Annotated in this window: 24 protein-coding genes and 2 pseudogenes; 13 read left to right on the top strand and 13 right to left on the bottom strand. The window is 71.1% G+C overall.

Features of this window, described 5'->3' with window-relative positions; translation table 11 throughout:
- Window positions 1–286: 286 nt before the first annotated feature.
- Together RIU97_RS39895 and RIU97_RS39890 are read left to right on the top strand one after the other, a co-directional pair.
- The gene (locus tag RIU97_RS39895) at window positions 287–757 is read left to right on the top strand and encodes a cation:proton antiporter regulatory subunit (RefSeq protein WP_404962368.1); all 471 of its coding nucleotides are present in this window, start codon (window positions 287–289) and stop codon (window positions 755–757) included.
- A gap of 5 nt (window positions 758–762) precedes the next feature.
- Window positions 763–2007, top strand: coding sequence for a cation:proton antiporter (locus RIU97_RS39890; RefSeq protein ID WP_404962366.1), 1245 nt, complete (start codon window positions 763–765; stop codon window positions 2005–2007).
- Between the two features lie 52 nt (window positions 2008–2059).
- Here RIU97_RS39890 and RIU97_RS39885 read toward each other — a convergent pair whose 3' ends face one another.
- From RIU97_RS39885 to RIU97_RS39850, 8 genes are all read right to left on the bottom strand, one after another.
- The gene (locus tag RIU97_RS39885; RefSeq protein ID WP_404962365.1) at window positions 2060–4489 is read right to left on the bottom strand and encodes a SpoIIE family protein phosphatase; all 2430 of its coding nucleotides are present in this window, start codon (window positions 4487–4489) and stop codon (window positions 2060–2062) included.
- A 187-nt stretch (window positions 4490–4676) separates the two neighbouring features.
- Entirely contained in the window at window positions 4677–5789 is a 1113-nt protein-coding gene (locus tag RIU97_RS39880) for an LLM class flavin-dependent oxidoreductase (protein ID WP_404962363.1), read from the bottom strand.
- Between the two features lie 11 nt (window positions 5790–5800).
- Window positions 5801–6847: an LLM class flavin-dependent oxidoreductase gene (locus RIU97_RS39875; protein WP_404962362.1), complete on the bottom strand. Its 1047-nt coding sequence runs from the start codon at window positions 6845–6847 to the stop codon at window positions 5801–5803.
- Entirely contained in the window at window positions 6844–8223 is a 1380-nt protein-coding gene (locus RIU97_RS39870; RefSeq protein ID WP_404962361.1) for an NtaA/DmoA family FMN-dependent monooxygenase, read from the bottom strand. Before RIU97_RS39870 ends, RIU97_RS39875 begins: the two co-directional genes overlap by 4 nt.
- Before the next feature lie 23 nt (window positions 8224–8246).
- Window positions 8247–9491, bottom strand: coding sequence for an LLM class flavin-dependent oxidoreductase (locus RIU97_RS39865; RefSeq protein ID WP_404962360.1), 1245 nt, complete (start codon window positions 9489–9491; stop codon window positions 8247–8249).
- A 150-nt stretch (window positions 9492–9641) separates the two neighbouring features.
- Window positions 9642–10334 (bottom strand): GNAT family N-acetyltransferase, encoded by a 693-nt coding sequence (locus RIU97_RS39860; RefSeq protein ID WP_404963101.1) that lies wholly within the window; start codon window positions 10332–10334, stop codon window positions 9642–9644.
- A 270-nt stretch (window positions 10335–10604) separates the two neighbouring features.
- The gene (locus RIU97_RS39855) at window positions 10605–11147 is read right to left on the bottom strand and encodes a winged helix-turn-helix domain-containing protein (RefSeq protein ID WP_404962358.1); all 543 of its coding nucleotides are present in this window, start codon (window positions 11145–11147) and stop codon (window positions 10605–10607) included.
- Window positions 11148–11379: 232 nt separating this feature from the next.
- Window positions 11380–11463 (bottom strand): putative leader peptide, encoded by an 84-nt coding sequence (locus tag RIU97_RS39850; RefSeq protein WP_351157052.1) that lies wholly within the window; start codon window positions 11461–11463, stop codon window positions 11380–11382.
- Window positions 11464–11793: 330 nt separating this feature from the next.
- Here RIU97_RS39850 and RIU97_RS39845 point away from each other — a divergent pair, with 330 nt between their 5' ends.
- The 4 genes and pseudogenes from RIU97_RS39845 (at window position 11794) to RIU97_RS39830 (ending at window position 15200) form a co-directional block, all read left to right on the top strand.
- Complete coding sequence (locus tag RIU97_RS39845) at window positions 11794–12993, top strand: acyl-CoA dehydrogenase (protein WP_404962357.1); 1200 nt, start codon at window positions 11794–11796, stop codon at window positions 12991–12993.
- A 126-nt stretch (window positions 12994–13119) separates the two neighbouring features.
- Window positions 13120–13578, top strand: a complete 459-nt coding sequence (locus tag RIU97_RS39840) for an RrF2 family transcriptional regulator (protein ID WP_404962356.1) — start codon at window positions 13120–13122, stop codon at window positions 13576–13578.
- 151 nt (window positions 13579–13729) lie between these two features.
- The gene (locus RIU97_RS39835; RefSeq protein WP_404962354.1) at window positions 13730–13828 is read left to right on the top strand and encodes a putative leader peptide; all 99 of its coding nucleotides are present in this window, start codon (window positions 13730–13732) and stop codon (window positions 13826–13828) included.
- 260 nt (window positions 13829–14088) lie between these two features.
- Window positions 14089–15200 (top strand): annotated as a pseudogene (locus RIU97_RS39830) (ABC transporter substrate-binding protein).
- Between the two features lie 146 nt (window positions 15201–15346).
- Here the strand turns inward: RIU97_RS39830 and RIU97_RS39825 are convergent.
- From RIU97_RS39825 to RIU97_RS39815, 3 genes and pseudogenes are all read right to left on the bottom strand, one after another.
- A complete protein-coding gene (locus RIU97_RS39825; RefSeq protein WP_404962353.1) occupies window positions 15347–16111 on the bottom strand; it encodes an amino acid ABC transporter ATP-binding protein in 765 nt (254 codons plus the stop codon).
- Window positions 16112–16122: 11 nt separating this feature from the next.
- Window positions 16123–17081 (bottom strand): annotated as a pseudogene (locus RIU97_RS39820) (ABC transporter substrate-binding protein).
- 61 nt (window positions 17082–17142) lie between these two features.
- Window positions 17143–18291 (bottom strand): LLM class flavin-dependent oxidoreductase, encoded by a 1149-nt coding sequence (locus RIU97_RS39815; RefSeq protein ID WP_404962352.1) that lies wholly within the window; start codon window positions 18289–18291, stop codon window positions 17143–17145.
- A gap of 667 nt (window positions 18292–18958) precedes the next feature.
- Here RIU97_RS39815 and RIU97_RS39810 point away from each other — a divergent pair.
- The 3 genes from RIU97_RS39810 to RIU97_RS39800 all read left to right on the top strand — a co-directional run bounded on the left by RIU97_RS39810 (window position 18959) and on the right by RIU97_RS39800 (window position 21629).
- Window positions 18959–19999 (top strand): amino acid ABC transporter permease, encoded by a 1041-nt coding sequence (locus tag RIU97_RS39810; RefSeq protein WP_404962351.1) that lies wholly within the window; start codon window positions 18959–18961, stop codon window positions 19997–19999.
- A gap of 348 nt (window positions 20000–20347) precedes the next feature.
- Window positions 20348–20839, top strand: coding sequence for a DJ-1/PfpI family protein (locus RIU97_RS39805; RefSeq protein ID WP_404962350.1), 492 nt, complete (start codon window positions 20348–20350; stop codon window positions 20837–20839).
- Entirely contained in the window at window positions 20796–21629 is an 834-nt protein-coding gene (locus tag RIU97_RS39800; RefSeq protein ID WP_404962349.1) for a polyprenyl synthetase family protein, read from the top strand. The genes RIU97_RS39805 and RIU97_RS39800 overlap by 44 nt, the downstream gene beginning before the upstream one ends.
- On the opposite strand, the gene RIU97_RS39795 is transcribed toward RIU97_RS39800, so the two are convergent.
- Window positions 21546–21998, bottom strand: a complete 453-nt coding sequence (locus tag RIU97_RS39795) for a hypothetical protein (RefSeq protein WP_404962347.1) — start codon at window positions 21996–21998, stop codon at window positions 21546–21548. The two genes, RIU97_RS39800 and RIU97_RS39795, sit on opposite strands and share 84 nt — an antisense overlap.
- Before the next feature lie 408 nt (window positions 21999–22406).
- On the opposite strand from RIU97_RS39795, the gene ectA reads away from it, so the two are divergent.
- The 4 genes from ectA to thpD all read left to right on the top strand — a co-directional run bounded on the left by ectA (window position 22407) and on the right by thpD (window position 25734).
- Complete coding sequence (gene ectA / locus RIU97_RS39790; RefSeq protein ID WP_404962346.1) at window positions 22407–22970, top strand: diaminobutyrate acetyltransferase; 564 nt, start codon at window positions 22407–22409, stop codon at window positions 22968–22970.
- A gap of 101 nt (window positions 22971–23071) precedes the next feature.
- A complete protein-coding gene (gene ectB / locus RIU97_RS39785) occupies window positions 23072–24340 on the top strand; it encodes a diaminobutyrate--2-oxoglutarate transaminase (protein WP_404962345.1) in 1269 nt (422 codons plus the stop codon).
- A 35-nt stretch (window positions 24341–24375) separates the two neighbouring features.
- Complete coding sequence (locus RIU97_RS39780; protein ID WP_404962344.1) at window positions 24376–24792, top strand: ectoine synthase; 417 nt, start codon at window positions 24376–24378, stop codon at window positions 24790–24792.
- Between the two features lie 39 nt (window positions 24793–24831).
- A complete protein-coding gene (thpD, locus tag RIU97_RS39775; RefSeq protein WP_404962343.1) occupies window positions 24832–25734 on the top strand; it encodes an ectoine hydroxylase in 903 nt (300 codons plus the stop codon).
- Between the two features lie 75 nt (window positions 25735–25809).
- Here thpD and RIU97_RS39770 read toward each other — a convergent pair whose 3' ends face one another.
- Window positions 25810–26166 carry a hypothetical protein gene (locus tag RIU97_RS39770; RefSeq protein ID WP_404962342.1) on the bottom strand — a complete coding sequence of 119 codons (357 nt, stop codon included), beginning with the start codon at window positions 26164–26166 and terminating at the stop codon, window positions 25810–25812.
- Between the last annotated feature and the right edge of the window lie 27 nt (window positions 26167–26193).

The following is a 26193-nucleotide window of genomic DNA, read 5'->3' as shown; positions in this document are numbered from 1 at the left end:
TGCCCCGTCGCCCCGTCCGGCTGGTCCGGTTCGTCGGCGCGTTCACCTCCACTATCCCCGCCGCTTCTCCCCCGCAGGTGCTGTGACCTGCGGAGGAACGGGTGTCCCTGCTCACCCTTTCGCCTTGCCGGAGCCTTGTCCATCCGTGCCGGCACCCATATGCCGCCCCTGCCGTGAGGTGGCACGATGAGCCCGCGCCGGAGCGGGGAACCGCCTCGCATCCACCCGGCGCCGCACCGCAGTCGAGCACAGAGCAAGGGGGGACAGAGCTGTGCCTGCTCCACGGATGAGCACCACGCCACTGCCCGGCATCGGGGTCCAGTACGACCTCACCACCCGCGAGCACCGGCACCTGTCGGTCATCGCGCACCGGGACGGCACCCGGACCGTGAACGTCTACCGCGCTGACGACCCCGACGCCTGTGCGCAGTCCCTGCACCTGACGGGTGCGGAGACGGCCTCGCTCATCGACGCGCTCATGCCCGCGCACCACAGCCCCAACGTTCTCCACACCACAGATCTGGGTCTGGTGGCCGAGCGGATCGAGCTGTCCGGGCACTCGTACTGGAACGGGCGGGTCCTGGGTGAGACCCGGATGCGCACCGAGACCGGCGCGTCGATCGTGGCCGTACTGCGCCGCGCGGAGGCCCGCCCCTCCCCCGCCCCCGATTTCCGCCTGGCCGGTGGGGACACCCTCATCGTGATCGGCACCCGTGAGGGTGTCGAAGCCGCCGCGTCGATACTCGGACGGGAGTGACGCCCGTGCACTCGGCTGTCTTCCTGATCGAATTCGGCGCGATCATCCTCGGCCTGGGCCTGCTCGGCCGCGTCGCCGGCCGCTTCCACTTCTCCCCCATACCGCTGTACCTGCTGGCCGGACTCGCCTTCGACAAGGGCGGGCTCCTGCCGATGGGCACGAGCGAGGAGTTCGTCGCGATCGGCGCCGAGATCGGCGTCATCCTCCTGCTGCTGATGCTCGGCCTGGAGTACACGGCCAGCGACCTGGTCTCCAACCTCAGGACCCAATACCCGGCCGGGCTGGTCGACTTCGCCCTCAACGCCGTGCCCGGCGCGGTCGCGGCCCTGCTGATGGGCTGGGGACCGGTGGGTGCCGCCGTGCTGGCGGGCGTCACCTGGATCTCGTCCTCCGGCGTCATCGCCAAGGTCATGGGCGACCTGGGCCGGGTCGGCAACCGCGAGACCCCCGTCATCCTCAGCATCCTGGTCCTCGAGGACCTGGCCATGGCCGTCTACCTGCCGATCATCACCGCCCTGCTCGCCGGAGTCAGCCTCGCCGCGGGGAGCCTGACCCTGGCCATCGCGCTCGGTGTCGCGGGCGCGGTCCTGTTCGTGGCCGTCCGGTACGGGCGGCTGATCTCCCGGTTCGTCTCCAGCGACGACCCCGAGAAGCTCCTCCTCGTCGTCCTCGGTCTCACCCTGCTCGTCGCCGGGATCGCCCAGCAGCTCCAGGTCTCCGCCGCCGTCGGGGCCTTCCTCGTCGGCATCGCCCTCTCCGGTGAGGTGGCCGAGGGCACGCACACCCTGCTCAGTCCGCTCCGGGACCTGTTCGCCGCCGTGTTCTTCGTCTTCTTCGGCCTCCACACCGACCCGGCCAGCATCCCGCCGGTCCTGCTCCCCGCACTCGCGCTCGCCGTGGTCACCGCACTCACGAAGATCGCCACCGGCTACTGGGCCGCCAAGAGGGCCGGGATCGGCGTCAAGGGGCGCTGGCGTGCCGGCGGCACGCTGGTCGCGCGGGGCGAGTTCTCCATCGTCATCGCCGGCCTGGCCGTCACCGCGGGGATCGAACCGGCGCTGGGACCCCTGGCCACCGCCTACGTCCTGCTGCTCGTCGTGATCGGGCCGCTCACCGCCCGCTACACGGAACCCGTGGCCGCCCGGATCACCCGGCGCCGCACGCCCGGCGCGCCCGTACTGACCGCCGTACCCTCCCCCGCGAAGTCCCCGGAGGCGGTCCAGGACCAGGATCCGGCCGGTCGTACGTGAGCACTGCGGGCGGGGGCCGGGTCGTGACGGGACGCGGCCCCCGGCCTCCGCTTCAGCCGCTCGCGCGGTGCCAGGGGATCTCGGCCCACACCTGCTTGCCGCCGCTGAGCGGCACCGAGCCCCAGGCCGTCGTCGTCGCGTCGACGATGAGCAGCCCGCGACCGCCGGTCGACTCCCAGCTCACCCATGCCGGTTTGACGGGGCTGCGCGGCGACGCGTCGTTCACCGCGATCCGCAGCCGGTCCGCCGACAGCGTCAGGTCCATCCCCACCTCGCCCTGCGTGTGCGCGATGGCATTGGTGACCAGCTCGGACACGACCAGCAGAGCCGAGTCGAGTTCCTCGACCCCCCAGGACCGCAGGGTGCGCGCGGTGAAACGGCGGGCGTGCAGGACCGCGTTGGGCAGCCGCCACACCGTCCAGTGGCTCCGCATCGGCCGGCCCCGTGTGCCGTCGTAGCGCAGCAGCAGCAACGCCACGTCGTCGTCGCGGCGGCCCACACCGAAGACCAGCTCGTCGGCGACCCCTCCGGGATCGACCGGGTCGGCCGCGGCCAGCACATCGCGCACCCGCCGCATGCCCTCTTCCAGGGGAAGTCTGGCGGACTCGACCAGGCCGTCCGTGAGCAGGACGAGCACGGTTCCGGGGAGCAGCCCCGTCTCGGTCATGGGGAATTCGGCTTCCTCGAGCACGCCCAGAGGAGGTCCGCCCTCGACCGCCATCTCCTCGGTGAGGCCGTCGGGATGGCGCAGTACCGGCGGCAGATGGCCGGCCCGTACGACCCTGGCGATGCCCTCCTCCATGTCCAGGTCCACGTACGTACAGGTGGCGAACAGATCGGTCTCCATGCCGACGAGCAGCCGGTTGGCCCGGGCGACCACCACATCGGGCGGGTGGCCCTCCACCGCGTAGGCCCTGACCGCCGTGCGCATCTGGCCCATGATGGTGGCGGCTCCCGCGCTGTGCCCCTGTACGTCCCCGATGACGAAGGCCACATGTCCGTCACCGAGCGGGATGACGTCGTACCAGTCGCCGCCGACCTCGAGTCCCGCCGTCGCGGGCAGGTAGCGGGCGACGGCGACCCCGCCCGGCAGTTCGGGGAGCTTACGGGGCAGCAGACTGCGCTGGAGCATGGTGGCGAGTTCGTGGCCCGCGTCCAGGGCGTGGGCGCGCACCAGAGCCTGTCCCACCAGCCCGGCGGTCGCGGTCAGCAGCGAGCGCTCCTCCGGTCCGAACCGGTGCTCCCCGTCCCACCCCACCAGACACAACCCGACGATCCTGCCTTCGGCCGGCAGGGGCAGCACGGCGAGACCGCCGGGCCCGACGCCCAGGAGACCGGGTTCGAGATCCGCGCCCGGCGGCCACAGGCTCATGTGCCCGCCGCGCAGCGCGCCCTCCAGGGTGGGGAGGTCGCTGAGGGACACGTCGGGCCACTCGGACCGCCATTCCGAGCGCCAGACCTCGGGCCAGGCATCGGGCTCGGGAGGGTCGAGGGCGGTGACGATGAGCCGCTCGGGTTCCAGTTCGCCGACCGCGACCCGGGAGGCGCCGAGCGGCTCGCGCAGGGCGGCGGCCGCCAGCCGGCTGACCTCTCGGATGGTCGCCGCTCCCGCCAGGGTGGCCGACAGCCGCTGCACGAGGGAGACCTCGTCGGCGCTGGGGCGCAGGTAGGTGGCGTCGGCCACCACGCCGAGAACGCGCTGTGGTGTGCCGTCGGCGTCCACCTCGACGCGGCAGCGCAGCCCCAGCCACCGCAGCTCGCCGTTCGGGCGGCGGATGCGGAACGCCAGCTGCTGTCCGACGGACCCCAGCCGGTCCGGCTCCACGACCGCCATCAGTGCGGGCATGTCGTCGGGGACGGCGCAGGCCAGCAGGGTCTCCACCTGCCCGTCGAACTGCTCGGGAGGCAGGCCGAGCAGTTCCAGCACGTGGGCGTGGGCCTCCATGCGGCCGGTGCTCAGTTCCAGGATGAACGCGCCGCCTTGGTGGGGCACCAGGGACTGGCCCAGATGTGCCTGCGGGGCTTTGCGTCCGGCGAAGCGGGCGGCGACCGATTCGAGTCCCGCCGCCACCTGATCGGCGTAGAGCTCCAGGAGGCTGCGGTCATCGGCGCTGAAGCCGTCGCCGACCTCGCCGGCGACGATCAGGCACCCGAGCTCCTGGTCGCCGTGTCCCAGCGGCAGCGCGCCGAGCGAGATCCTGGCCGGCGAGTCGGGCTCGCCGTCCCGGACCCGGGTGGGGAAATGGTGGGGATCATCCTCGATGAAGGTGGCGAGTTCCTTGGGAGTCAGCCACAGGGGGCGGCCGTCGCGGAAGGCGTTGGCGGCGGGCGAATGGCTGGCCACGGCGAGGATCGCGGGCAGTCCGTAGAGGACGTCGCGGTTGCCGGTCAGCTCGGCCAGATGGAGTTCCCTGGCCTGGTCGGCGACCACATAGACAGCGGCCAGCTCTGCCCCGCAGAACGCAAAGCGACGTCTGGTCACTGCCTGTAGCGCCTCCTCCCGAGGAGCCCGCCGACCACCCCCTCCCATGCTGTCGCGCCCGGGACGGTTCGAGCGAGTCGGGAGCGCAGGCCGAGGCTTGGCGCCGCCTACGCTGCGTGGAGGTGCCGTGACGGAGGTGCGACGGGCCCTCCGAGTACCGCCCTCGCCGGCCGCACCGCCCGGCCGGTCAGCGACGCCGCCACTCCTCGGCCAGCAGGCGGTAGGAACGGACGCGGTCCGCGTGGTCGTGGGTGATGGTGGTGATCAGCAGTTCGTCGGCCCCGGTGGCCTCCTGGAGCCGCTCCAGGTGATCGGCTACGGTCCGCGGCGAGCCGACGAACTGGGTGTCCACCCGGTCGGCGACGAGTTCCCGGTCCGCCTCCGTCCAGGGCAGGGCGCGCGCCTCGGCGGGCGCGGGGAAGGGGATGGCGCCCTCGGCGGTACGGATGCTGCGCACCCAGGGTGCGTATCCGGTGGCCAGTTCGCGGGCGGTCGCGTCGTCCTCGGCGACGACGACGTCGGCGGACACCGTCAGGTACGGCCGGTCCAGCTCGGCGGAGGGCTTGAAGGCCGCCCGGTAGCCCTCGGCCGCCTCCAGCACCGATGCGGGGCTGACGTGGTAGTTGGCGGCGAACCGCAGCCCGTTGCGGCCGGCGGTCTCCGCGCTGACCCCGCCGCTGCTGCCCAGGATCCACACCTGTACGTCGGCCCCCTCGCCGGGCACGGCATGTGCCTCCACCCCTTCCGGGGAGCGGTAGTCGCCCCGCAGCAGGGCGAGGACGTCGTCGATCTGCTCGGCGTAGTCCTGCGGCTGGGCGCCGGGCAGGTTCAGCAGCCGCTGCTGGAGCACGACCCGCGGATGACCCAGCAGGTGCGCGAAGGAGAACCGGGCCGGGATGCGGAGCCCGTTCGGGGTGTACCCCTCGAACGGAGGGTCCTGCGAGGCTCCCGGCTGCGGTCGGCCGGCCGAGCGGCCCAGGCCCAGGTCGAGACGGCCGGGGTGGAGCGCGTCGATCAGGCCGAACTCCTCGACCGTGGACAGGGCGGTGCGGTGCCCGAGCTGGACGGCGCCGGAGCCGAGGCGGATGGTCGAGGTCGCGGAGGCGGTCAGCGCGAGCACGACCGCCGGGGAGGTCCCGGCGACTCCCGGGTTGAGGTGGTGTTCGGCGAACCAGTAGCGGGTGTAGCCGAAGGCCTCCGTCTGCCGGGCGAGGTCGATGCTGTGCTGCAGGGCCTCGGCGGCGGTGGAGCCGGACGGGACCGGGACGAGGTCGAGGACCCCGAGGGGTGTGCCGGGCATGGCCGGGCTCCTTACAGGTCGGGGAAGGAAGGGTCGGGGATCTCGCGGCGCAGCACGGGGGCGATCTGCGACTGGAAGAGTTCGAGCGAGGCCCGGTGCTCCGCGGGCGTGAGCCCGCCCGGCTCCGCCTGGAGGTGCAGGGCCGTGTGGCCGAAGGCCTCGTGGTAGCGGTGGACCTTCTCGATCACCTGCTGGGGGCTGCCGATCAGCGCCGAGCTCCGCTCGACGAAGTCCTCCAGCGTCGGGAAGACGGGATCCAGCCCCTGCTGCGCGTGGAAGGCGAGGTACCGGGCGAACGCCGGCCGGTACGCCGCCACCGCCCGCTGCGAGGTGGGGGCCGCGTGGTAGCCGGCCGAACCCGCGCCGACGACGGCGTGCGCCGGATCGTGCCCGTAGTGCTCCCAGCGCTCCCGGTAGTGGCGGATCAGCTCGGCGTACGGACCGATCGGGTGGGTGACGTTCGCCGAGAAGAGCGGGTCTCCGTAGCGCGCCGCGAGATCGACGGACTCCCGGCTGGTCGCACTGCCGTGCCAGACCCGCAGGGCCGGCTGGTAGGGCCGCGGCAGCACCTCGGCGCCGGCCAGCGCGGGGCGGAAGCGCGGCTCGGCGCTCACCTTGTCCTCGCGCCAGATCCGCCGGAACAGCTCGTAGCCCTCGGCGTTGCGCTCCCACTGGTCCTCCGGAGTCACGTGGAACAGCTCGCGCTGGGCCGTGCCGTTGCCCTTGCCGATCATCAGTTCCAGGCGGCCGTCGCAGAGGTGGTCGAGCGTCGCGTAGTCCACGTAGGCACGCACCGGGTCCAGCAGGCTCAGGGTGGTCACGGCGGTGAACAGCCGGATGCGGCGGGTCAGCGCGGCGATGTGGCTGAGGACCACGGGCGGCGAGGACGACAGGAACGGCCGCTCGTGGCGCTCGCCGACCCCGAAGCCGTCGAAGCCGAGCTCCTCCGCGAGCAGCGCGGCGTCGACCACCTCGCGGAACCGCTCACGGGTGGGCGTGGGGGCGCCCGTCACCGGGTCCGTGGAGTCCGTGATCAGGGTGATGGCCAGGAACTTCATGAGCGTGCTGCCTGCCGGACGGAGACGGCCTCCGGCACCGCGAGCCCGAGGTGGTCGCGCAGGGTGGTGCCCGCGTACCCGGTGCGGAAGACCCCCCGCTCCTGGAGCAGCGGGACGACGGTGTCTGCGAATACGTCCAGGCCGCCGGGAGTGATGTGGGGGACCAGGATGAAGCCGTCGGCCGCGTCCGCCTGCACCAGCGTGTTGATCTGCTCGGCGACGGTGGCGGCGGAGCCGACGAAGGTCTGGTCGGCGGTGGTGGAGATGACGAGCTCGCGGATCGACAGGTTCTTGGCCTCGGCGAGCGCGCGCCACTGCCGGGCGGTGGCGAGCGGGTCACGGAACTCGCGGACGCTCGCGCGCCCGAGGGCGATGGTGTTCTCCCCGACCTCCGGGTCGATCTCGGGCAGCGGGCCGTCCGGGTCGTAGCCCGACAGGTCCCGGTTCCAGACGTGCTCCAGGAACTTGATCGCGGTCTGCCCGCTGACCTGGAGGCGGCGCACCTCGTGGGCCGCCTCGCGGGCCTCGGCGTCGGTGTCGCCGAGGACGAACGTGGCCGCGGGCAGGATCTTCAACTCGTCGTGGCTTCGCCCGTACGCCGCCAGCCTGCCCTTGACGTCGGCGTAGAACTCCCGGCCCGCGTCGAGGGTCCCGTACCGGCCGAAGATCGCGTCGGCGCTGGAGGCGGCGAACTCTCGGCCCTCGTCGGAGTCACCCGCCTGGAAGATCACCGGCCGGCCCTGCGGGCTGCGCGGCACGTTGAAGTGGCCCTCGATGTCGAAATGCTGCCCCCGGTGGGCGAAGGCCCCGGCCCGCGCGTCCCGCAGGAAGGCGCCCGACCCGGCGTCGGCGAGGATCTCGGAGCCGTCCCACGAGTCGAACAGCTCGGTCGCGGTGACCAGGAACTCCTTGGCCCGGCTGTAGCGCTCCTCGCGCGGCAGGAACCCGCCGCGCCGGAAGTTCTCGCCGGTGAAGGCGTCCCAGGAGGTGACCACGTTCCAGGCGGCCCGGCCCCCGGACAGGTGGTCGAGCGAGGCGAACTGGCGGGCCACCTCGTAGGGCTCGTTGAAGGTGGAGTTGATCGTGCCGGTCAGGCCCAGGCGCTCGGTGACCGCTGCCAGGGCGGCGAGCACCGTGAAGGTGTCGGGGCGGCCGACCACATCTAAGTCGTATATCTTCCCGCCCTGTTCGCGCAGTCTCAGCCCCTCGGCGAGGAAGAGGAAGTCGAACTTGGCGCGTTCGGCGGTCCGGGCGAAGTGGACGAAGGAGTCGAAGTCGATGTGGCTTCCGGCCGCCGGGTCGCTCCACACGGTGGTGTTGTTGACGCCGGGGAAGTGGGCTGCGAGATGGATCTGCTTGAGCGGCTTGCTGCTCATGACGGGGCCTTCCGGGTCCGGGATCAGGCGGCGGGGTGGGCGGCGTAGCGGCCGGCCGGGCGCTCCAGGCCCAGCAGCCCGCGCAGGGTGTCCGCCTCGTACGCGCGGCGGAAGACCCCGCGCCGCTGGAGCTCCGGCACCAGCCCCCGGGTGATCGCGGGCAGGTCGTGGGCGAACGTGCCCGGCCGCAGACGGAAGCCCGACAGGCCGGCCGTCCGCCAGTCCTGGAGCAGGTCCGCCAACTGTGCCGAGGTCCCGGTGAAGACCGCCGGGTCGCTGCCGTACGGGGCGCCCGCGAGTGCGTCGAGGCGTTCCTTGCGCGCGTCGGCCGCCGCGGCGTCCTCGTCCAGGAAGACGGTGAGGTCCGCGAAGAGGTGCAGCGGCTGCGCCGCGAGCCCCGCGGATTCCCGGGCCCGCCGGATCTCCGTGACCGCCGCGAGGGCCCCGTCGGCGTCGCGCACGGCGACGTACCCGATGTCCGTGGACCGGGCGATGAGGCCGTACGCGGCGCTGCCCTCGCCCTGCGCGCCGGCCGTGCTCGCCGCGGTGGCCGCGGTGATGAGGGGTTGCCCCTGCGGCGGGCGGGGGGTGATCGACGGCCCCCTGACGCTGAAGTGACGGCCCTCGAAGTCGATGTAGTGCAGCTTGTCGCGGTCGACGAACCGGCCGGTTGCCACGTCCCGGATCTCGGCGTCGTCGTCCCAGCTGTCCCACAGCCGTCGGATCACTTCGATGTGGTCGGCGGCCTCCTCATAGGACTCCCCTTCGGGTAGCGGGAGCGCCCGGCGTCCGAAGTGCCGGGCTTCGTGGGCCGGTTGCGACACCTGGACCTGCAGGCCCGCGCGCCCGCGGCTGACGTGGTCCAGGGTGGCGATCGCCTTGGATATGTGGAAGGGCTCGGTGTGGGTGGCGGTCACCGTCGGGACCAGTCCGATGTGCCGGGTCAGCGGTGCCACGCGGGCGGCGGTGAGTACCGCGTCCAGCCGCCCCCGGACCTGGTCCGTGCGTCCGTCGGGCCCGTCCGCCGAGGACGACTGGAGGGCGAGGGAGTCCTCGAAGGTGACGAAGTCGAGCAGCCCGGCTTCGGCCTCGGCCACGGCATCGGCCCAGTAGCGGGCCGTGAAGAGTTCACCGGGCCGGGCGCCCGGCTCGCGCCAGGCGGCAGGGTGCCGGCCCGCGCCGTCGAGCGCTACGGCGAGGTGCAGCGGTTCGGAGGGGGCTGATGTGAATTCCGGTGTGAATGCGGATGCGGGCGGGGATGAGGACACGTCGAATTACGCCTTCCTGATCGGCCGGGCGAAAAGGAGGCCGATGCGCGTCGCGAATATGCGGGCGTACGAGGGGCGGAGAAGAGGCCTGTCACCAATTTCTCCACGAAACGCTATGCCTTATAGCGGTGCCATACAATGACCTGAATATTAAGAGAAGTTGGCAGCGGTGTTGCCGGGTGCGCGGACCGCCATGAAGGACGGGCGGCGGCGCAGGGTGAAGCCGATCGACTCGTACAGTCGGATCGCCGTCGTGCTGCTCGCGGCGGTGTGGAGGAACGGGACGTCGCCGCGCTCCCGGATGCCGGCGGCGACGGCGCGGACCAGCCGCGTCGCCAGCCCCGCGCCCCGGTGGTCGGGGTGGGTGCACACCGCGCTGATCTCGGTCCAGCCGGGAGGCCGCAGCCGCCCTCCGGCCATCGCGATCAGCCGGCCCCGGTGCCGGATGCCGAGGTACGTGCCCAGCTCGACGGTGCCCGGCAGGAACGGACCGGGCTTCGTGAGCTCGATCAGACCGAGGATCTCGGGTACGTCACGGGGGCCGAGCCGGACCGCCTCGGGGGCCGGTTCGGCGCGCAGCGAGGTGTCGACCAGCTGGACGCCGGGGACCGATCCGACGGTCTCCCAGCCGTCGGGCGGGGTCAGTACGCCGGCGAGCGCGGCGATCCCGCCGCCGCCGACCAGCCTGCGCAGGTCGGCCCAGGAGTCCGGGTCGGCCGGGTCCGCGAGGGCGGCGAACGGGTTCGCGGAAAGCCTGCCGAGCGCGAGCAGGATGCCGCCCGCGAGGCCGAGGACCGCGCTGTACGCGGCCACCTGGAGGGTGATGAGCAGCCCCTCCAGGATGGCCGGCCGGACGAACCAGTACGCGAACCGGTCCCACTGGTAGAAGGGATTGGTCAGCAGCCCGTGGGCTGCCTGGGAGGCCAGCACCAGCACGGCGGCGGTGGCGATACACCGCCCGGGCCGGCGGAGCGGGAGGACCCGCTCGGCCGGCGCCGGCGGTCCCGGGGGCGCGGTGAGCACGAGGGATTCGGTCAAGGGACACTCCAGCCGGGGAAGCGTGCGGCAATTTCATCCGCCGTACACACAACGCCTTCCGAGGAAATGATCCGGCTACTGCTGGTCGGGAACGTACCTGTAGCCGACGCGGCGCACGGTGGAGATGCGGCCCCGGTGGGCGGGGCCGAGCTTGCGGCGCAGCCGGGCCACGTGGACGTCGACCGTACGGCCGTCGCCGAAGTGCCCGTAGCCCCAGATGCCCGAGATGAGGGCATCACGCGTGTGCACCGTGTACGGATGGGTGACGAGGTGGTCCAGGAGGTCGAACTCCAGGTAGGTGAGGTCCAGTTCGCGCCCGTCGACCTCGGCCAGCCGGCGTGCGCGGTCGACCCGGATGGCATCGCCGTGCCGGCCGGGGTGAGAGGCCCGATCCGGGTCAGGAGCCGGAGGCGTCCCGGGCTCGAGCGGCTGGATCTCCGGGCGTATGCCGTGCGCTGTCATCACCGCCACCGGGTCGACGTTCGCCGGCAGGAAGACGAGGTACGCGACGCGGCCGCCATCGGTCCCGTTGACGAGGACGGGCGGACGGTCGCCGACCAGCTGGAGGTGCGGGGCCGGGGAACGGCGGACGGCGGGTGCGGGAATTGCGGTGGTCATGATGAGCCCCTTCGGCTGCTCGGAGTCGGGTACGGATGCCGGGTGTTCGGCCACGACGGGGCACGGGTCTCCGCGACGGATTCCGGATTCGACCGGGAGAACCGGCGCGTCGCACGCGGGACGGACCCGTACGGCTCAAGGACCGGCGGGTCACGAAGGAAGCGCGAAGCACAGCGAGAAGCGGCAGCCGGAACAGCGGCGCGCGTCGAGGAAATGCCCTGGCGAAGAAGCCCTATACGGGTCGGCAGACCGCGCTGGCGACGCGACGGAAGTCAACGTGCCTGCGGCGTACGAGCAACGGCTGCGACGGGGACATGGCCACATCGTCAGGTGCACGGCGGGCATGCGTCAATACTTCCCTACTGATTTCATAGGAAAGATGGACCAGCAGGCCGCTGACCTGCATCGTCTTTCATCTCGAGATCGATCCGTCCACCATTCGGTCACGATCTTGCCGGGAAGGCCGCTTCCGGGCAAGTATCCCTATCAATCCGATGGGAAAGGTGGGGATTCGGTCGCCACCACCGGCTGACGCCACCCAACAACGTTCCGGAGTAGCCGACATGACCACCGCCATCCCCCATGGCACCGCTGTCCACCGAGCCCCCACGCCACGCAGCGACGCCCGGGCCTGCCGGTGACGCCCGTGCCGACGACACCGAGCCCCGCCGGCCGCCGGCCCGTCGACGAGCAGCGTCGCGCCCTCCTGCGTACCGCCCGCGACGTGGCGGACGACCTCGCCGCGGACGCCATCGTCCGCGACCAGGCGGGCAAGCAGCCGACCGACGAGACGGCCCGGCTGCGCGAGGCCGGCCTGCCGGCGTCCCTCACTCCGCCCGGGCCGGGCCGCGGGGCGGACTGGCGTACCGGATGCGCCGTCATACGGGAGATCGCCGCGGCGGACAGCTCTGTCGGCGACGTCCTCGCCCGCCACTACGTACACGCGTGGAGCGCACGCTTCTACGCGAGTCACGAGCACGCGACCGCCCTCGAAGAGGAGTCGGTGCGCGAGCGGTGGCTGTGGACCGGCGCGGTCCGCACGCCTTGGCCCGACGACGACACCGATGGACCGGACCTCACGCTGAGACGGCACGCCACCGGCTACGTGCTGAGCGGGCACCGGACCGTGGACACGGCGGTGGCCACAGCCGACCAGATCGTGCTCGACGCCGTCTGCGCCGCGAACGGTGACGTCCTGGTCGTACGGATCCCGCCCGGCGCACGGGGCGTGACCGTCGAACCCGCCCACGATCGCCTCGGGCAGCGCGTCGCCGGCGCGGGCGAAGTCGTCCTCGACCGGGTCGCCATCACGCCCGAGCAGGTGCTGGGCCGCCGGCCGCACGACGAGGAGTCGACCGCGCCCTTCACCGCGCTCGCGGAGCCGGCGCTCCGGCTCGCCCTGTGCCACGTCGGCCTCGGCATCGCCGAGGGCGCCCTCACCGAGGCGCGCGACCTCAGCAGGGGCGGCCGCGCACACCGGCTGCCCGGTGAGGACGCGGACCTCTTCCTGACGTACGGGGAACTCGCCTCTGCCGCCCAGACGGCCACCGCCGTGGTCGACCGGGCTACGGACGTGATGGCGCAGGCCCTCGACACGGGTCCGCACCTCGATGCGGAGGCGGCCACGGCCGTCGCCGCGCTGGTCGCCACGGCCGAGACCGTGACGTCGAAGGCGGCCCTGCGCATCACCGCCCGGGTGCTGGAACTCGCCGACGCGCCCGGCCTGGACCGGTTCTGGCGCAACGCCCGGGTTCTGACGGCCCACCGCCCGGTCGCGCACCGCCTGCGCTCCATCGGCGAGCACTACCTCAACGGCTCCCACCGCGCGGTGGCGGCCTTCCGCTGACGCGAGGCACGGCTCAGGTCGCGGGCCCGCGTCCTGAGCCCCCGGCTGGCGGGCGGGTACGCGCGCCCGGCAGCCGGCCGCCACCCGCGGCGGACACCGACCCCAGCCATGCCAGATAATGTCCGTATGCGGATCTCAGCCAGGGCGGACTATGCGGTACGTGCCGCGCTGCAGCTTGCCGCGTCACAGGACGACGGGCCGGTGAAGGCGGAGGCCATCGCCGACGCTCAGGACATCCCGCACAAGTTCCTCGAGGGCATCCTGAACGACATGCGCCGGGGCGGTCTCGTGCTCAGCCAGCGAGGCGGCAACGGCGGCTACCGGCTGGCCAAGCCCGCCCGGTCCATCAGCATCGCGGACGTGATCCGTGTCGTGGACGGTCCGCTCGTCTCGGTGCGCGGGGTCCGCCCACCGGACCTGTCCTACACCGGCCCCGCCCAGGCGCTGCTCCCCCTGTGGATCGCACTGCGGGCCAATGTGCGCGAGATCCTCGACGGCGTGACGCTCGCCGACGTCGCGTCGTCCGACCTGCCCGCCGACGTATCGGCACTGGCCGACGCCCCCGGGGCCTGGACCAATCCCTAACTCCTCGCCAGTCACCCCTAGCCCCACCTGTACTTTCTCACATATCGAGATCCTGGCGTCCACCATGCGGTCAGCCCCTTGGGGCGGGTCTCCGCCTCTGCCAATATGCCTACCAACCAGGTGGGAAAACTAGGAATCCAGGGAGGTGGCCGTGCGAACACTGCACCACGCAGGCCAGATGCTGCCCCTGACCTCCCGCCGGCACATCGACCTGGTCCGTACGTCCAGCGCCATCTGTCAGCCCGGCTGACACCGTTCGCCGGGCCCGGCTCCACCCGCAGGTCACCACCGGGCGCCGTCCCACTCGGCTCTCCGTCGGCCGGGCGGCCCCTCGGCCGAACGCACCGACCGCATGCCTTCGAGCGCGGGCGCCCGATGTTCGTTCCCCTGCCTGCGCCGCGACACCGCGAGCGACAGCCGGGAGTGACCTCCGTGCGCGCCGATGGCTTCGCGTCGCCCCGTCTCCGTCCCCGTACCTCACCGAACACCATCCCGTGAAAGGACACCTCCGTGTCTGCCGCAAGACCGCTCACCGCCCTGCGCGCCATCGCCGTCACTGCGACCCTTCCCCTCCTGCTCACCGCCTGCGGCTACGGCTCCGAGGCCAAGAAGGACGAGGGCGACAAGGCCAACGTCGCGGCCACCGACGGCAAGAAGCTGTCGGCGTCCGAGGTGCGGATCGGCTACTTCCCGAACCTGACGCACGCGACCGCGCTGGTCGGCCTGCAGGAGGGCCTGATCGAGAAGGAACTGAGCGGCACCAAGATCAAGCCGCAGTCCTTCAACGCCGGTCCGTCCGAGATCGAAGCCCTCAACGGCGGCTCTCTCGACATCGGTTTCATCGGCCCCTCCCCGTCCATCAACGGCTACGTCAAGTCCAAGGGCTCCAATCTGCGGATCATCTCCGGCTCCGCCTCGGGCGGCGTGAAGCTGGTCGTGAACCCGGACAAGATCAAAACCCTGGACGACCTCAAGGGCAAGAAGATCGCCACCCCGCAGAAGGGGAACACGCAGGACGTCGCGTTCCTCAACTGGATCTCCGAGAAGGGCTGGAAGGTCGACCCGGAGTCCGGCAAGGGCGACGTCTCCGTCGTCCGCACGGACAACAAGGTCACCCCGGATGCCTTCAAGCAGGGCTCGATCGACGGCGCCTGGGTGCCGGAGCCCACGGCCTCCAAGCTCGTCTCCGACGGCGGCAGCGTCCTCCTCGACGAGACCGCCCTGTGGCCCGACAAGAAGTTCGTGATCACGAACGTCATCGTGTCGCAGAAGTTCCTCAAGGAGCACCCCGACGTGGTCGAGGCCGTACTGCGCGGCACGGTGAAGACCAACGAGTGGATCCACGCCAACCAGGACAAGGCGAAGGCCTCCGCCAACGCCAGGCTCGAGGCGGAGGGCGGCAAGCCGCTCGACGCGAAGGTCATCGACCCCGCGTGGCCGAGCTTCACGGTCACGGACGACCCGCTGGCCTCGACGCTGAAGACCCAGTCGGACTGGGCGGTCAAGGCCAAGCTCATCGAGCAGCCCGACCTGGCCGGCATCTACGACCTGACGCTCCTGAACAAGGTCCTCAAGGCCGCCGGCAAGCCCGAGGTCCCGACGCCGGTCTCGGCGCCAAGTAATCTCGCAGGCCTTCCGGTTCACCGGAGCCTGAACCTGATGGCCGACCCCGACGAGCTGACCGCGGGGTCCATCGGGACCCCCGGCGGCCGTCCGGCCCCGATGTTCCAGGAGCACACCCTCTTCCCGTGACGAGCAGCGCGCACGGTCAGAGGACCTTGGAGAGGAAGGCGCGGGTGCGGGCGTGCCGCGGGTCGTCCAGGACGGCCGCGGGCGTTCCCTGTTCGACGACGGCTCCGGCGTCCATGAACACGACGGTGTCGGCGACCTCGCGGGCGAAGCCGATCTCGTGCGTCACGACGATCATGGTGGTTCCGGCGCGGGCGAGGTCCTTGATGACGTCGAGGACCTCTCCGACCAGCTCCGGGTCGAGCGCCGAGGTCGGCTCGTCGAAGAGCAGCACCTTGGGTTCGAGGGCGAGCGCGCGGGCGATGGCAACGCGCTGCTGCTGCCCGCCGGACAGCTGCAGCGGATAGGCGTCGGCCTTGTCGGAGAGGCCTACGCGGTCCAGCAGTCGGCGGGCCGTTGCCTCCGCCTCCTGCCGCGGGCGGCGCAGCGCGGAGACCGGGGCCTCGACGAGGTCTTCCAGCACGGTCAGGTGCGGGAAGAGATTGAAGTTCTGGAAGACGAACCCGATACGGGTGCGCTGCCGCAGAACCTCCCTCTCCTTCAACTCGAACAGTTTGCCGCGGGAGCTGCGGTAGCCGATGAGATCGCCGTCGACGCTGATCCAGCCGCGGTTGACCTTCTCCAAGTGGTTGATGGTGCGCAGCAGTGTGGACTTCCCCGAGCCGGAGGGGCCGAGGATCACGGCGACTTCGCCGGCGTGGACCTTCAGGTCGACGCCGCGCAGCACCTCCAACGGCCCGAAGCTCTTGTGGACGCCGCGCACGTCGACCATGACGTCGCTCACGGGCTCCCCCCTCACGTGTGCTCGGCCGGGTTGATCTGCGACGTGTCGATCGCGGAGGCGGTGGTGCCCCACTTCTTCAGGATCCGCGCGTAAGTGCCGTTCTTGATCAGCTCGTTGACGGCGGCCTGGAGGGCGGGAGCGAGCGGGGAGCCCTTCTTGAAGGCGAATCCGACGTCGAGCCGGTGGTACTCGCCGAGGAAGGCGGTCTGCGCGGCGGGCTGTGCGGCCTGGTGGCGCAGGCCGTTGATCGTCGACATGACGACGTCGATCCGGCCCTGCTGCAGGGCGGTGGTGACTGCCCCGGTCTCGGAGAAGACCTTCACCTCGTACGGCTTCTTGCCGGCCGCGGCGCAGACGCCCTTCTGCGCGGTGAGGGTCTTCTCGAACGTGGTGCCCGCGCCGGTGCCGATGGTCAGTCCGCACAGCTGGGTGAGGTCGGAGACCTGCGTGGTCAGGGTGGTGTTGCCCGTCTTGACGGCGAACCCCTGCCCGTCGTTGATGTAGGTGACGAAGTCGATGGTCTTCAGGCGTTCGGTGGTGACGCCGAAGTTGCCCGTGCCGAGGTCGTACTTGCCGCTGCCGAGAGCCGGCAGGATCGTCTCGAAGGAGGCGTCCTGGCGCTCCAGCTTCACGCCGAGGACCTTGGCCACCGCGTCGGCGATGTCGATGTCCTGGCCGGCGGGCGGTTTGTCCTGCCCGTTCGGGTAGTACGCCGCGGGTGGGGATCCGACGGAGCTGCCGACCCGCAGGGTGCCCGCCTTGCGGACGTCGGCGGGCAGCAGGGCGGCGATCGAGTCCACGGTCTGTACGCCGGCGACGGGGTCGTCGGCCGATGCGGAGGACACCTGGGCACCCGCCACGGCCGGGCTCCGCCCCCGGAGCCGCAGGCCGTCAGCGCCAGGAGTGGCAGGAGGGCGAGGGTGGCGGTGGTGCTCAGGCGGGTGCGGATCCGGTTCCCGGGGAGGTTCACAGCGGGAAGGCCTTTCCGTTGCGGGGCGTGGTGCCGAGGCGGGGTGTGCGTGCTGCTGAGCTCACCCGCGCGCCGCCGTGAGGGCGTGGTGGGGGTCGTGTGCCGTGTGGGCGGCTTCGCGGTCGCGCTTCGCGACCTCCTCCCGGACGAGCGGGATCACGTGCCGGCCGAAGTCGACGGCGTCGCCCAGCAGGTCGTAGCCGCGGGCCGAGAGGACGTCGACGCCGAGGTCGTAGTAGTCCAGCAGTGCCTGCGCGACCGTCTCCGGGGTGCCGACCAGCGCGTTGGAGTTGCCCGCGCCGCCGGTGGCGGCAGCCGTAGGGGTCCACAGCGCCCTGTCGTAGCGCTCCCCCGCCTCGGCGATGGCGATCAGCCGCTGTGATCCGGTGTTCTGGGGCGCCGCGGCCTCCAGGACGCCGTTGCGGGGATGCCGCACGGGGCCCGCCTGCCGCCGCTGCTTGATGGCGCCCACCGTGCAGTGGGCCTTCTCCCAGGCCAGTTCCTCGGTCGGGGCGATGATCGGGCGGAAGGCGACCTGGATGCGCGGCACGTCGGTGCCCGCTGCCTTCGCGGCGGCCTTGACGGCCTCGATCTGCTCGGCGGTCTTCGCGAGCGGCTCGCCCCACAGGCAGTAGATGTCGGCCTCCGCGCCGCCGGCGGCGTACGCGGCGGGTGAGGAACCGCCGAACGAGACATCGGGACGCGGCTGCTGGACGGGGAAGACATCGCTGACGAAGTCGTGGAAGCGGTAGTGCTCGCCCTCGTGGTCGAATGGCTCGCGGGTGGTCCAGATCTTCTTGACGATCCCGATGTACTCACGGGTGCGGGCGTAGCGCTCGTCCTTGGTGAGGGTGTCGCCCTCGCGGCCCTGCTCGCGGTCGTTGCCGCCGGTGATGAAGTGGACGGTCAGGCGGCCGTCGCTGATCTGGTCCAGGGTGGCGAAGGTCTTGGCGGCGTAGGTGGGGTACGAGACGTTGGGCCGGTGGGCGAGCAGGATCTGGAGGTGGTCCAGTCTGCTCGCGATGTACGCGGCCGCCGGCGCGGGGTCCGGGGATCCGGAGCCGTAGGCGAACAGCACACGGTCCCAGCCGTGGTCCTCGTGCGCCCGGGCGAGCCGGAGCGTGTACTCCTTGTCGAAGGCGGCGCCGGATCGCGCGGTGGTTTCGGAGCCGTCGTTGGTCGCGGCGATGCCGAGGAATTCCACGGGCATGGGGTGGCCTTTCGGAACGGGCGATGGATCGTGCACGCGGGCATGACGGAACAGCCCGTGCTGCAGCGAGAAGTGATGGAACGTCAAATCCGCACAGGCGGCGTGGTGCTGGCGTGACGACGCGGGGCGTCGGGGGAACCGGGGCGGCGGCAGCGCACGCCCGGGCTCGCGGCAGCGCGCCCTCGTACGGGTCGCTGCCCGCGCCCGGTGGTGGCGCGACGGGGGATCTCGGCCCGCGAGGGGGTCACCGAGGGAGGGAAGGGCCGATCAGACAGCCCGCTGCCGCGTCAGGCGCAACACGCCGCGGACCACACCCGACCGAAGTCGATGTAGTCGCGCGAGAACAGGCGCTGATGGGCATTCATACGACTACTTGAGCAGTACGTGCTGCTCTTCGTCAAGCAACGGCCCGGATGGCGGACGGCCCCGGCCGACCGGGCCTCGCGTGGTTGACACAGCCGGGCCGTGGGCGCATACGATCGGCGTCGGAGCGGCTCCGCCCACACGGAAGCCCCTCCGCCCGCGTTGAGGGACGCGGGGAGCGTGACGACACGGAGTACCCGAACCCGGCAGCACCGCATCCGCACGGAGCATGCGCCGTGCTTGCGCGCGCCGTGCCGCCGGGTGGCCGTCCACACCCGCGTCCCCTTCCCTGGAGAGCCTTCCCATGGCCACCCCGCCCGACATCTCCGACGCCTCCGCCGTTTCCGACGTCTCCGACCCCATCGCCGCTCGCGCCAGGGCGGCCGACCCGCTGGCGAAACACTCGTGGGCGCACGGCACTTCCACCGCCGAGCTGCCGCCGATCGTGCCGCGCCGGCGCATCGGCCTCCGGCTGTCCGCTGCCGCCGCACTGCTGGTCTTCGTGATGGTGCTGGCCTCGGTCGTCCGCAACGAGGCCTTCCAATGGGACGTGGTAGGGGGGTACTTCACCACCGCCGCCGTGCTCGACGGGCTGCTGCTCACCCTGTGGCTGACCGGCGCGGTGATGGTGCTCGGCTTCCTGTTCGGTACCGTACTGGCGGTGATGCGGCTCTCCGCCAATCCGGTTCTGCAGACGCTGAGTTGGGGCTATGTGTGGATCTTCCGGTCCACGCCGCTGCTGGTGCAGCTGCTGTTCTGGTTCAACATCGGCGCCCTGTACCCGACGCTCGGCCTCGGCATCCCCTACGGCCCCCAGCTCTTCACCGTCAAGACGGTGAACCTGCTCGGCCCGACCCTCACCGCCGTCATCGGTCTGACCCTGCACGAGTCCGCGTACGCCGCCGAGGTGGTGCGCGGCGGCATCCTCTCCGTGGATCCCGGCCAGACCGAGGCCGCGCAGGCGCTGGGCCTGAGCAGGCGCCGCACCCTGCGCCGGATCGTCGTTCCCCAGGCGATGCGGTCGATCGTGCCGACCGCCGGGAACATGCTGATCGGCACGCTCAAAGGCACCAGCATCGTCAGCGTGCTGGCCGTACACGACCTGCTCTACTCGGTACAGCTGGTCTACAACCAGAACTACCAGGTCATCCCGCTGCTGATGGTCGCCACCCTCTGGTACATCGCCGTCACGACCGTGCTGAGCGGGTGCCAGTACTACGTAGAGCGGTACTACGCGCGCGGCACGTCCCGCGGCCTGCCGCCCACACCGCCACAGCGGCTGCGCCTCCGGCTCACCACCCTGCGCGCCCGGCTGCACACGCTGACCGCCCCCGGCGGACGATAGCGCGGCGGGCCCGGATGAGCGCGCCCGCCGGGCCCACCGGGCCAACTCGTCGCGGCGGCGGGTCAGTCGGGCGAGCCGGTCCGCGCGGGTCCGCAGGTCCTCGATGGCGCCGGGCCAGCGCCCGTGGTCCCTTCGCCGCCGGTGCCAGACCAGTGCAGGGTTGAGGGTGGATCGGCATGCCCGCCGGGCATTGGGGGGAACCGCTCAGCCGAAGAGCGGCCGGCGGGCTGTTTCCCGTTGTGCGCAGGCCACAAGATCCGTGGGGAACGGGCGCGTTGGCGCCGTCGACCTCCTCGAAGAGCCCGCGGCTCACCCGACCCCGTCCGCACCCCACCGAAGAGAGATGAAATGAGCCTGAACCGAAGGGACTTACTGCGGGCCTCTACCGCCCTCGGCGCCACCGGCGCGGTGGCGGGAGTCGCCGGACTCGGCGTCGGCCCAGCCGCCTCCACCTCCGCCTCCGCTGCCGAGCGCAGCGCTGCCGGTGGGGGTACACCCCTGAGGGTGCACATCGTCATGTTCGACGGGGTGGAGGAGCTGGACTTCGCCGCTCCGTACGAGGTCTTCTCGGCCGCCCGCTTCTTCACGGACCGGCCGGTCGAGGTCCGGTACGTCACGGCCTCCCGCCCCGGCTTCGTCCAGGCCGCGTACGGAACCCGGGTCGGCGTCGAGCACGGCTGGACCCCGGAGCAGGCCGACATCATCGTGGTCCCGGGCGGCGGCTACGCCCGCCCCGACGCCCCCGGCGTCCGCCCCCGTGGCGCAGGCACTGCATTGCGCGGGGAGCGAGTTGGGGGTGGCCTTCCAGATCCTCGACGACGTCCTCGGCCTGTGGGGTGAAAGCGCGGTCACCGGGAAACCCGTCGGGGCGGACCTGATGCGCGGCAAGAAGACGTTGCCCCTGCTGCTTGCGGTCGGCTCCGCCACCGCCTCCGGCCGGCGGCTCGCGACCCTGATGGACTCCGGTCCTCTGGCTCCGGGCGATGTACCAGAAGCGATGCGGCTGCTGGAGGAGACGGACAGCAGGCGACGCTCCGAGGAGGCGGCTGTCCGCCACGTGACGTCGGCGCTGGAGGCCCTCGGCGAGGTGCCCATCCCTGCCGACGTGCGGGAACAGTGGCGGTGTTTCACACCGACCTGTCGCGCCGCAGCAGCTGACGGCCACCCACGACGACGACCGTCACGCAGGAGGAAGCACTCGCCCGGCATCGCCGCGATGCTCACCGACCAGACCCGCGCCTGCAAGGCAGCACGCGACGCCATCGTCGCCGGCGGCCAGGTGGTGGTCTGGGACGACGAGGTACCCCATTGGATGGTCGCCGGCATCGCTGCGGCGAGGCTGAGGCGGTCGTTGAAGATCGGCCTGACGACCCTCGGCCTCGACGAGACCGCCGAGATCCTGGCTCAGCACCGCGACGAGCGGTTGCGCACCGGCATCATCGACGCAGCAGACCGGTCGTGGCACTTCACGCTGTACCTCAACCACCGGAACCGAACTCTTGGCATGCAGCGGCGTCAAACGCGAGCCGTCTTCGAAGGTGGGCGCTCAGAAGCTCCAGCTGTAGAGGCCGCCGCCCGTGTTCACCGCAGACACCGCGAGCCGGGCAACTCCCTGCAGGACCGCCAGTAGATCATCGTCGGTCATGTCGTCCCCGTCTTCGGACCAGAGCCGCCTGGTCCAGCGGCCTGCGAGCTCTTCGAGTTCGGCGGAGCTCGCGCTGGCCAGCGCTCGGGTCAGCCGCTCCGGCAGAGCGAACACCGCAACGCCGTCGTTCAAGGGGGCGGTGACCCACTCCGGCCACGCCCACCCAAGGCGCTGCTCAGGCGGCGCGGTCTCGGCCGAAGGCTCCTCGAAGTACATGTCCCACTCGACGATGGCGCTGTCCGGCTCAATAGAACGGCAGCTCACAGACTCAAAGGCCTCACCCGGTCCCCGCAGGCGCGTCGCGGCGGCGGTCTCGTCGTCGGGGGCGAGGAAGAACACTATGTCGTGGGCCATCCGAGCATGATGGCAGGCCGCCGCGCACACGCCGGTGCTGCGCCGCGCGCGATCGAGCTCCCTGGAGCGCGACATCCGGGGATCAGGCGAGGCGGCGCCGCAACCGCCCCTCCAGTTTCATGAGCAGGCACGCTGCCGCCTTTTAACCGCGCAGCCGTGAACCAAACCCCCGGCCGGCCGACGAAGACATCACATTCAAGTGGCAAATATGAGACAGGGCAAAGACGTTATCCGCTCGTTATAAAACCGGGGGTGCGGTGGAAATATCAGCATCTTTCCTGATGATACGGGCGCGTCGCTCGCATCTGACGACCTTGCGAAGGCGTCTGCAAATATCATGGTCCGCACCATTTTCGTAACCCCTTAGGCCCATGCAATTTGCTCCAGCCCTGGGTAACTTCGGCCCGCATGACTGCTCATGCAGAACTGGCCCGTTACAGGAAGACCCCACCCCCCACTCCGACCCCGACCCCGACCACCTCGACGACATACATAGACCGCCCCCGCCCAGGTGACGGCCCCCTGCTGTGGCGCCTCGCCCGCGACTCCAGGACGCTCGACCTCAACTCGGCCTACAGCTACCTGCTCTGGTGCCGCGACTTCGCCGGCACGTCCGCGGTGGCCCGCGACCGGGCCGGGCGTGCCGTCGGATTCGTCAGCGGATACCTGCGGCCCGACAGCCCCGGAACGCTGCTCGTCTGGCAGGTCGCCGTCGATGAATCCGTCCGCGGCCTGGGAATCGCCGGGGCCCTGCTCGACGGCCTCTCCGCCCGTGTCGCGGCGGAACACGGACTGAGCTTCCTGGAGACCACCATCTCTCCCGGAAACCACGCGTCGGAGCGACTGTTCGCCTCCTACGCCGCACGCCACGGTGCCACGCTCACGCGCGAAGTCCTGTTCGCCGCAGAAGAGTTCCCGGACGGCGGACACGCCCCGGAGGTCCTGCACCGCATCGGGCCACTGCACTTCTGATCCCGCTTCCCCTTCTGATCCGTGCCACCACCCCCCGACGCCGCTCACGCCGCCCCACACCGCCCCGTACCGAACACCCCCACATTCATTGGAGAGTTGCCTTGACCATGACCGAGCCGGTCCTGTCCGTCTTCGAGACCGTCGAGTCCGAGGTGCGCAGCTACTGCCGCGCCTGGCCCGTCGTCTTCGAGCGCGCCACGGGAAGCCGGCTGTACGACGAACACGGCCGCGGCTACCTGGACTTCTTCGCGGGCGCCGGGTCCCTGAACTACGGCCACAACAACCCCGTCCTCAAGCGGGCCCTGCTCGACTACCTGGAGCGGGACGGCATCACGCACGCGCTCGACATGTCGACGACCGCCAAGAGGGCCTTCCTCGAGACCTTCCGGTCCCACGTCCTCGAACCCCGCGCACTGCCCTACAAGGTGATGTTCCCGGGCCCCACCGGGACCAACGCGGTCGAAGCAGCACTCAAGTTGGCCCGGAAGGTCAAGGGCCGCGAGTCGGTCGTGTCCTTCACCAACGCCTTCCACGGCATGTCGCTCGGCTCCCTCGCCGTCACGGGCAACGCCTTCAAACGGGCCGGCGCCGGCGTCCCCCTGGTCCACGGCACGCCGATGCCCTTCGACAACTACCTCGGCGGCAGGACCCCCGACTTCCTCTGGTTCGAGCGCCTGCTGGAGGACCAGGGCTCCGGCCTGAACCATCCGGCGGCCGTCATCGTCGAGACGATCCAGGGCGAGGGCGGGATCAACGTGGCCCGCGCGGAATGGCTCCGCGCCCTCGCGGACCTGTGCCGGCGCCGCGACATGCTGCTGATCGTCGACGACATCCAGATGGGCTGCGGCCGGACCGGCGAGTTCTTCTCCTTCGAGGAGGCGGGCATCACGCCCGACATCGTCACGCTGTCCAAGTCCATCAGCGGCTACGGACTCCCCATGTCCCTGTGCCTGTTCAAGCCCGAACTGGACCTGTGGGAGCCGGGCGAGCACAACGGCACCTTCCGCGGGAACAACCCGGCCTTCGTCACCGCGACCGCCGCCCTGGAGACGTACTGGGGCGACAACACCCTGCGCGAACGGACCCTCGTCCAGGGCGCGCGCGTCGAGAGCGCGCTGCGCGAACTGTGCGCCGAACACGGCCGGCTGGGGGCGACGTACCGGGGCCGCGGCCTGGCCTGGGGCATTGAGTTCACCCAGAAGGAGCGCGCCGCGGAGGTGTGCCGGAGGGCCTTCGAGCACGGCCTCCTCGTCGAAACCTCGGGCCCCGAGGGCGAGGTCGTGAAGCTGCTCCCCCCGCTCACCGTCACCGGCGACGAACTCGAAGAGGGCCTCGCCATCCTGGCCCGCTCCATCCGCGAAGCGGCCTGACCAGCACCGCCGCACACACCACGAAGGGCACCACCATGATCGTCCGCTCGTTCCGGGACATCGAGGGAACCGACCGTCACGTCAGGGCCGCGTCCGGCACCTGGGAGAGCAAGCGCATCGTCCTGGCAAAGGAACGCGTCGGCTTCTCCCTGCACGAGACCGTCCTGTACGCCGGCACCGAGACGTCCATGTGGTACGCGAACCACGTGGAGGCCGTGGTCTGCACGGCGGGAGAGGCCGAGCTCACGGACGAGGAGACCGGCCGGACGTACACGGTCACGCCGGGAACCATGTACCTCCTCGACGGCCACGAGCGGCACACCCTGCGCGTAAAGCACGAGTTCCGCTGCCTGTGCGTCTTCAACCCGCCCGTGACCGGCCGGGAGGACCACGACGAGAACGGCGTGTACCCGCTGCTCACCGAGCCCGACCACGACCACGACCACAGCTGACGTACGGAAAACGCACAGAGAGGAGAGGCAGGCACCACCATGACCTACGCATCCACCCGCACTGTGAACGACCTGTATCCGACCCGGGGCTCCGAGGAGGTGCTCATCGGCCGCGCGGACCCCGTCGTCTGGTCCGATCCCGGCACCGCGGGCCCGATGTGGGCCCACGAGCTGGAGAGCTTCGAGCGCGACGGTTTCCTGTCCGTCGACGAACTCATCACGCCCGACGAGGTGGCCGTCTACCGGGACGAGATGGACCGGCTGCTGCGTGACCCCTCGACGCTGGCCGACGAGCGGTCCATCGTGGAGCCGAAGTCCCGCGAAGTACGCTCCGTCTTCGAGGTCCATCGGATCAGCGAGGTGTTCGCGGCCCTCGCCGCCGATCCGCGCGTCGTGGGGCGCGCGCGGCAGATCCTGGGCTCCGAGGTGTACGTGCACCAGTCCCGGATCAACATCAAGCCCGGGTTCGGCGCCAGCGGCTTCTACTGGCACTCCGACTTCGAGACCTGGCACGCGGAGGACGGCCTGCCGCACATGCGCACCGTGTCGGTGTCCATCGCACTGACGCCGAACCACGCCACCAACGGCGGCCTGATGATCATGCCCGGCTCCCACCGGAGCTTCCTGGGCTGTGCCGGTGCGACGCCGAAGGACAACTACAAGAAGTCCCTCCAGATGCAGGATGCCGGCACCCCGTCGGACGAGGCGCTGACGAAGTTCGCCTCGGCCTGCGGCATCAGGCTCTTCACGGGCAACGCGGGCTCGGCCACCTGGTTCGACTGCAACGCGATGCACGGCTCGGGCGACAACATCACGCCCTATCCGCGCAGCAACGTGTTCCTCGTCTTCAACAGCGTCGAGAACCGCCCCTCGAAGCCCTTCGCCGCCCCGGTGCGCCGCCCCGCGTACATCGCCTCGCAGGACTTCACCCCGGTGGGCTGACACGCCCCGCCCGACCGACCCCCGACCCGGCCCGGCACCTGCCCTGCCCGGCCGGGTCGGGTCGGGTCGGGTTCTTCACCCAGCTCCAAGTCCTGGCCGACGCCGGCGGATCGGTCGCGTGGGACATGAACGTCGATGCGGGGTGCGGGTGGCGAGCACTTCCAGCACGAGTTCCACGATGAGATCGGGCTGTCCCACGAACGGGGAGTGGCCCGACTGCCACTCGCGCACGTCGGTGCAGCGCGAGGCCATCCTCCGCTGGAGGCCCGGGTCGATGGCCCGGGCCTGGACGGCGGCTGTGTCAGCGGACAATGAGCCCCGGTCGAGTTCAGGAACGACAACCTCGGTTCCCGCGGTCCGCAATCGTTCCGCCAGCACGACGAAGTGCTCGGGACGGTGATACAAGCCGTGAACGAGCACCACAGCGGCCAACTCACCCGCCTCCTCAGATCGGCACCA

The sequence above is a fragment of the Streptomyces sp. 147326 genome, from assembly GCF_045000215.1.
Classification (GTDB): Bacteria; Actinomycetota; Actinomycetes; order Streptomycetales; family Streptomycetaceae; genus Streptomyces.
This window is presented reverse-complemented; position numbering and strand designations above follow the sequence as displayed.

Excerpts from the sequence above, each read along its gene's own strand:
- RIU97_RS39815 (WP_404962352.1), bottom strand. The coding sequence starts at position 18,291 with ATGCCCGTGGAATTCCTCGGCATCGCCGCGACCAACGACGGCTCCGAA.
- RIU97_RS39880 (WP_404962363.1), bottom strand. The coding sequence starts at position 5,789 with ATGCCCGGCACACCCCTCGGGGTCCTCGACCTCGTCCCGGTCCCGTCC.
- RIU97_RS39795 (WP_404962347.1), bottom strand. The coding sequence starts at position 21,998 with ATGGCCCACGACATAGTGTTCTTCCTCGCCCCCGACGACGAGACCGCC.
- RIU97_RS39850 (WP_351157052.1), bottom strand. The coding sequence starts at position 11,463 with ATGTCCCCGTCGCAGCCGTTGCTCGTACGCCGCAGGCACGTTGACTTC.
- RIU97_RS39875 (WP_404962362.1), bottom strand. The coding sequence starts at position 6,847 with ATGAAGTTCCTGGCCATCACCCTGATCACGGACTCCACGGACCCGGTG.
- thpD (WP_404962343.1), top strand. The coding sequence starts at position 24,832 with ATGACCTACGCATCCACCCGCACTGTGAACGACCTGTATCCGACCCGG.
- RIU97_RS39780 (WP_404962344.1), top strand. The coding sequence starts at position 24,376 with ATGATCGTCCGCTCGTTCCGGGACATCGAGGGAACCGACCGTCACGTC.
- RIU97_RS39805 (WP_404962350.1), top strand. The coding sequence starts at position 20,348 with ATGAGCCTGAACCGAAGGGACTTACTGCGGGCCTCTACCGCCCTCGGC.
- RIU97_RS39840 (WP_404962356.1), top strand. The coding sequence starts at position 13,120 with ATGCGGATCTCAGCCAGGGCGGACTATGCGGTACGTGCCGCGCTGCAG.
- ectA (WP_404962346.1), top strand. The coding sequence starts at position 22,407 with ATGACTGCTCATGCAGAACTGGCCCGTTACAGGAAGACCCCACCCCCC.
- RIU97_RS39895 (WP_404962368.1), top strand. The coding sequence starts at position 287 with ATGAGCACCACGCCACTGCCCGGCATCGGGGTCCAGTACGACCTCACC.
- RIU97_RS39855 (WP_404962358.1), bottom strand. The coding sequence starts at position 11,147 with ATGACCACCGCAATTCCCGCACCCGCCGTCCGCCGTTCCCCGGCCCCG.
- RIU97_RS39870 (WP_404962361.1), bottom strand. The coding sequence starts at position 8,223 with ATGAGCAGCAAGCCGCTCAAGCAGATCCATCTCGCAGCCCACTTCCCC.
- RIU97_RS39810 (WP_404962351.1), top strand. The coding sequence starts at position 18,959 with ATGGCCACCCCGCCCGACATCTCCGACGCCTCCGCCGTTTCCGACGTC.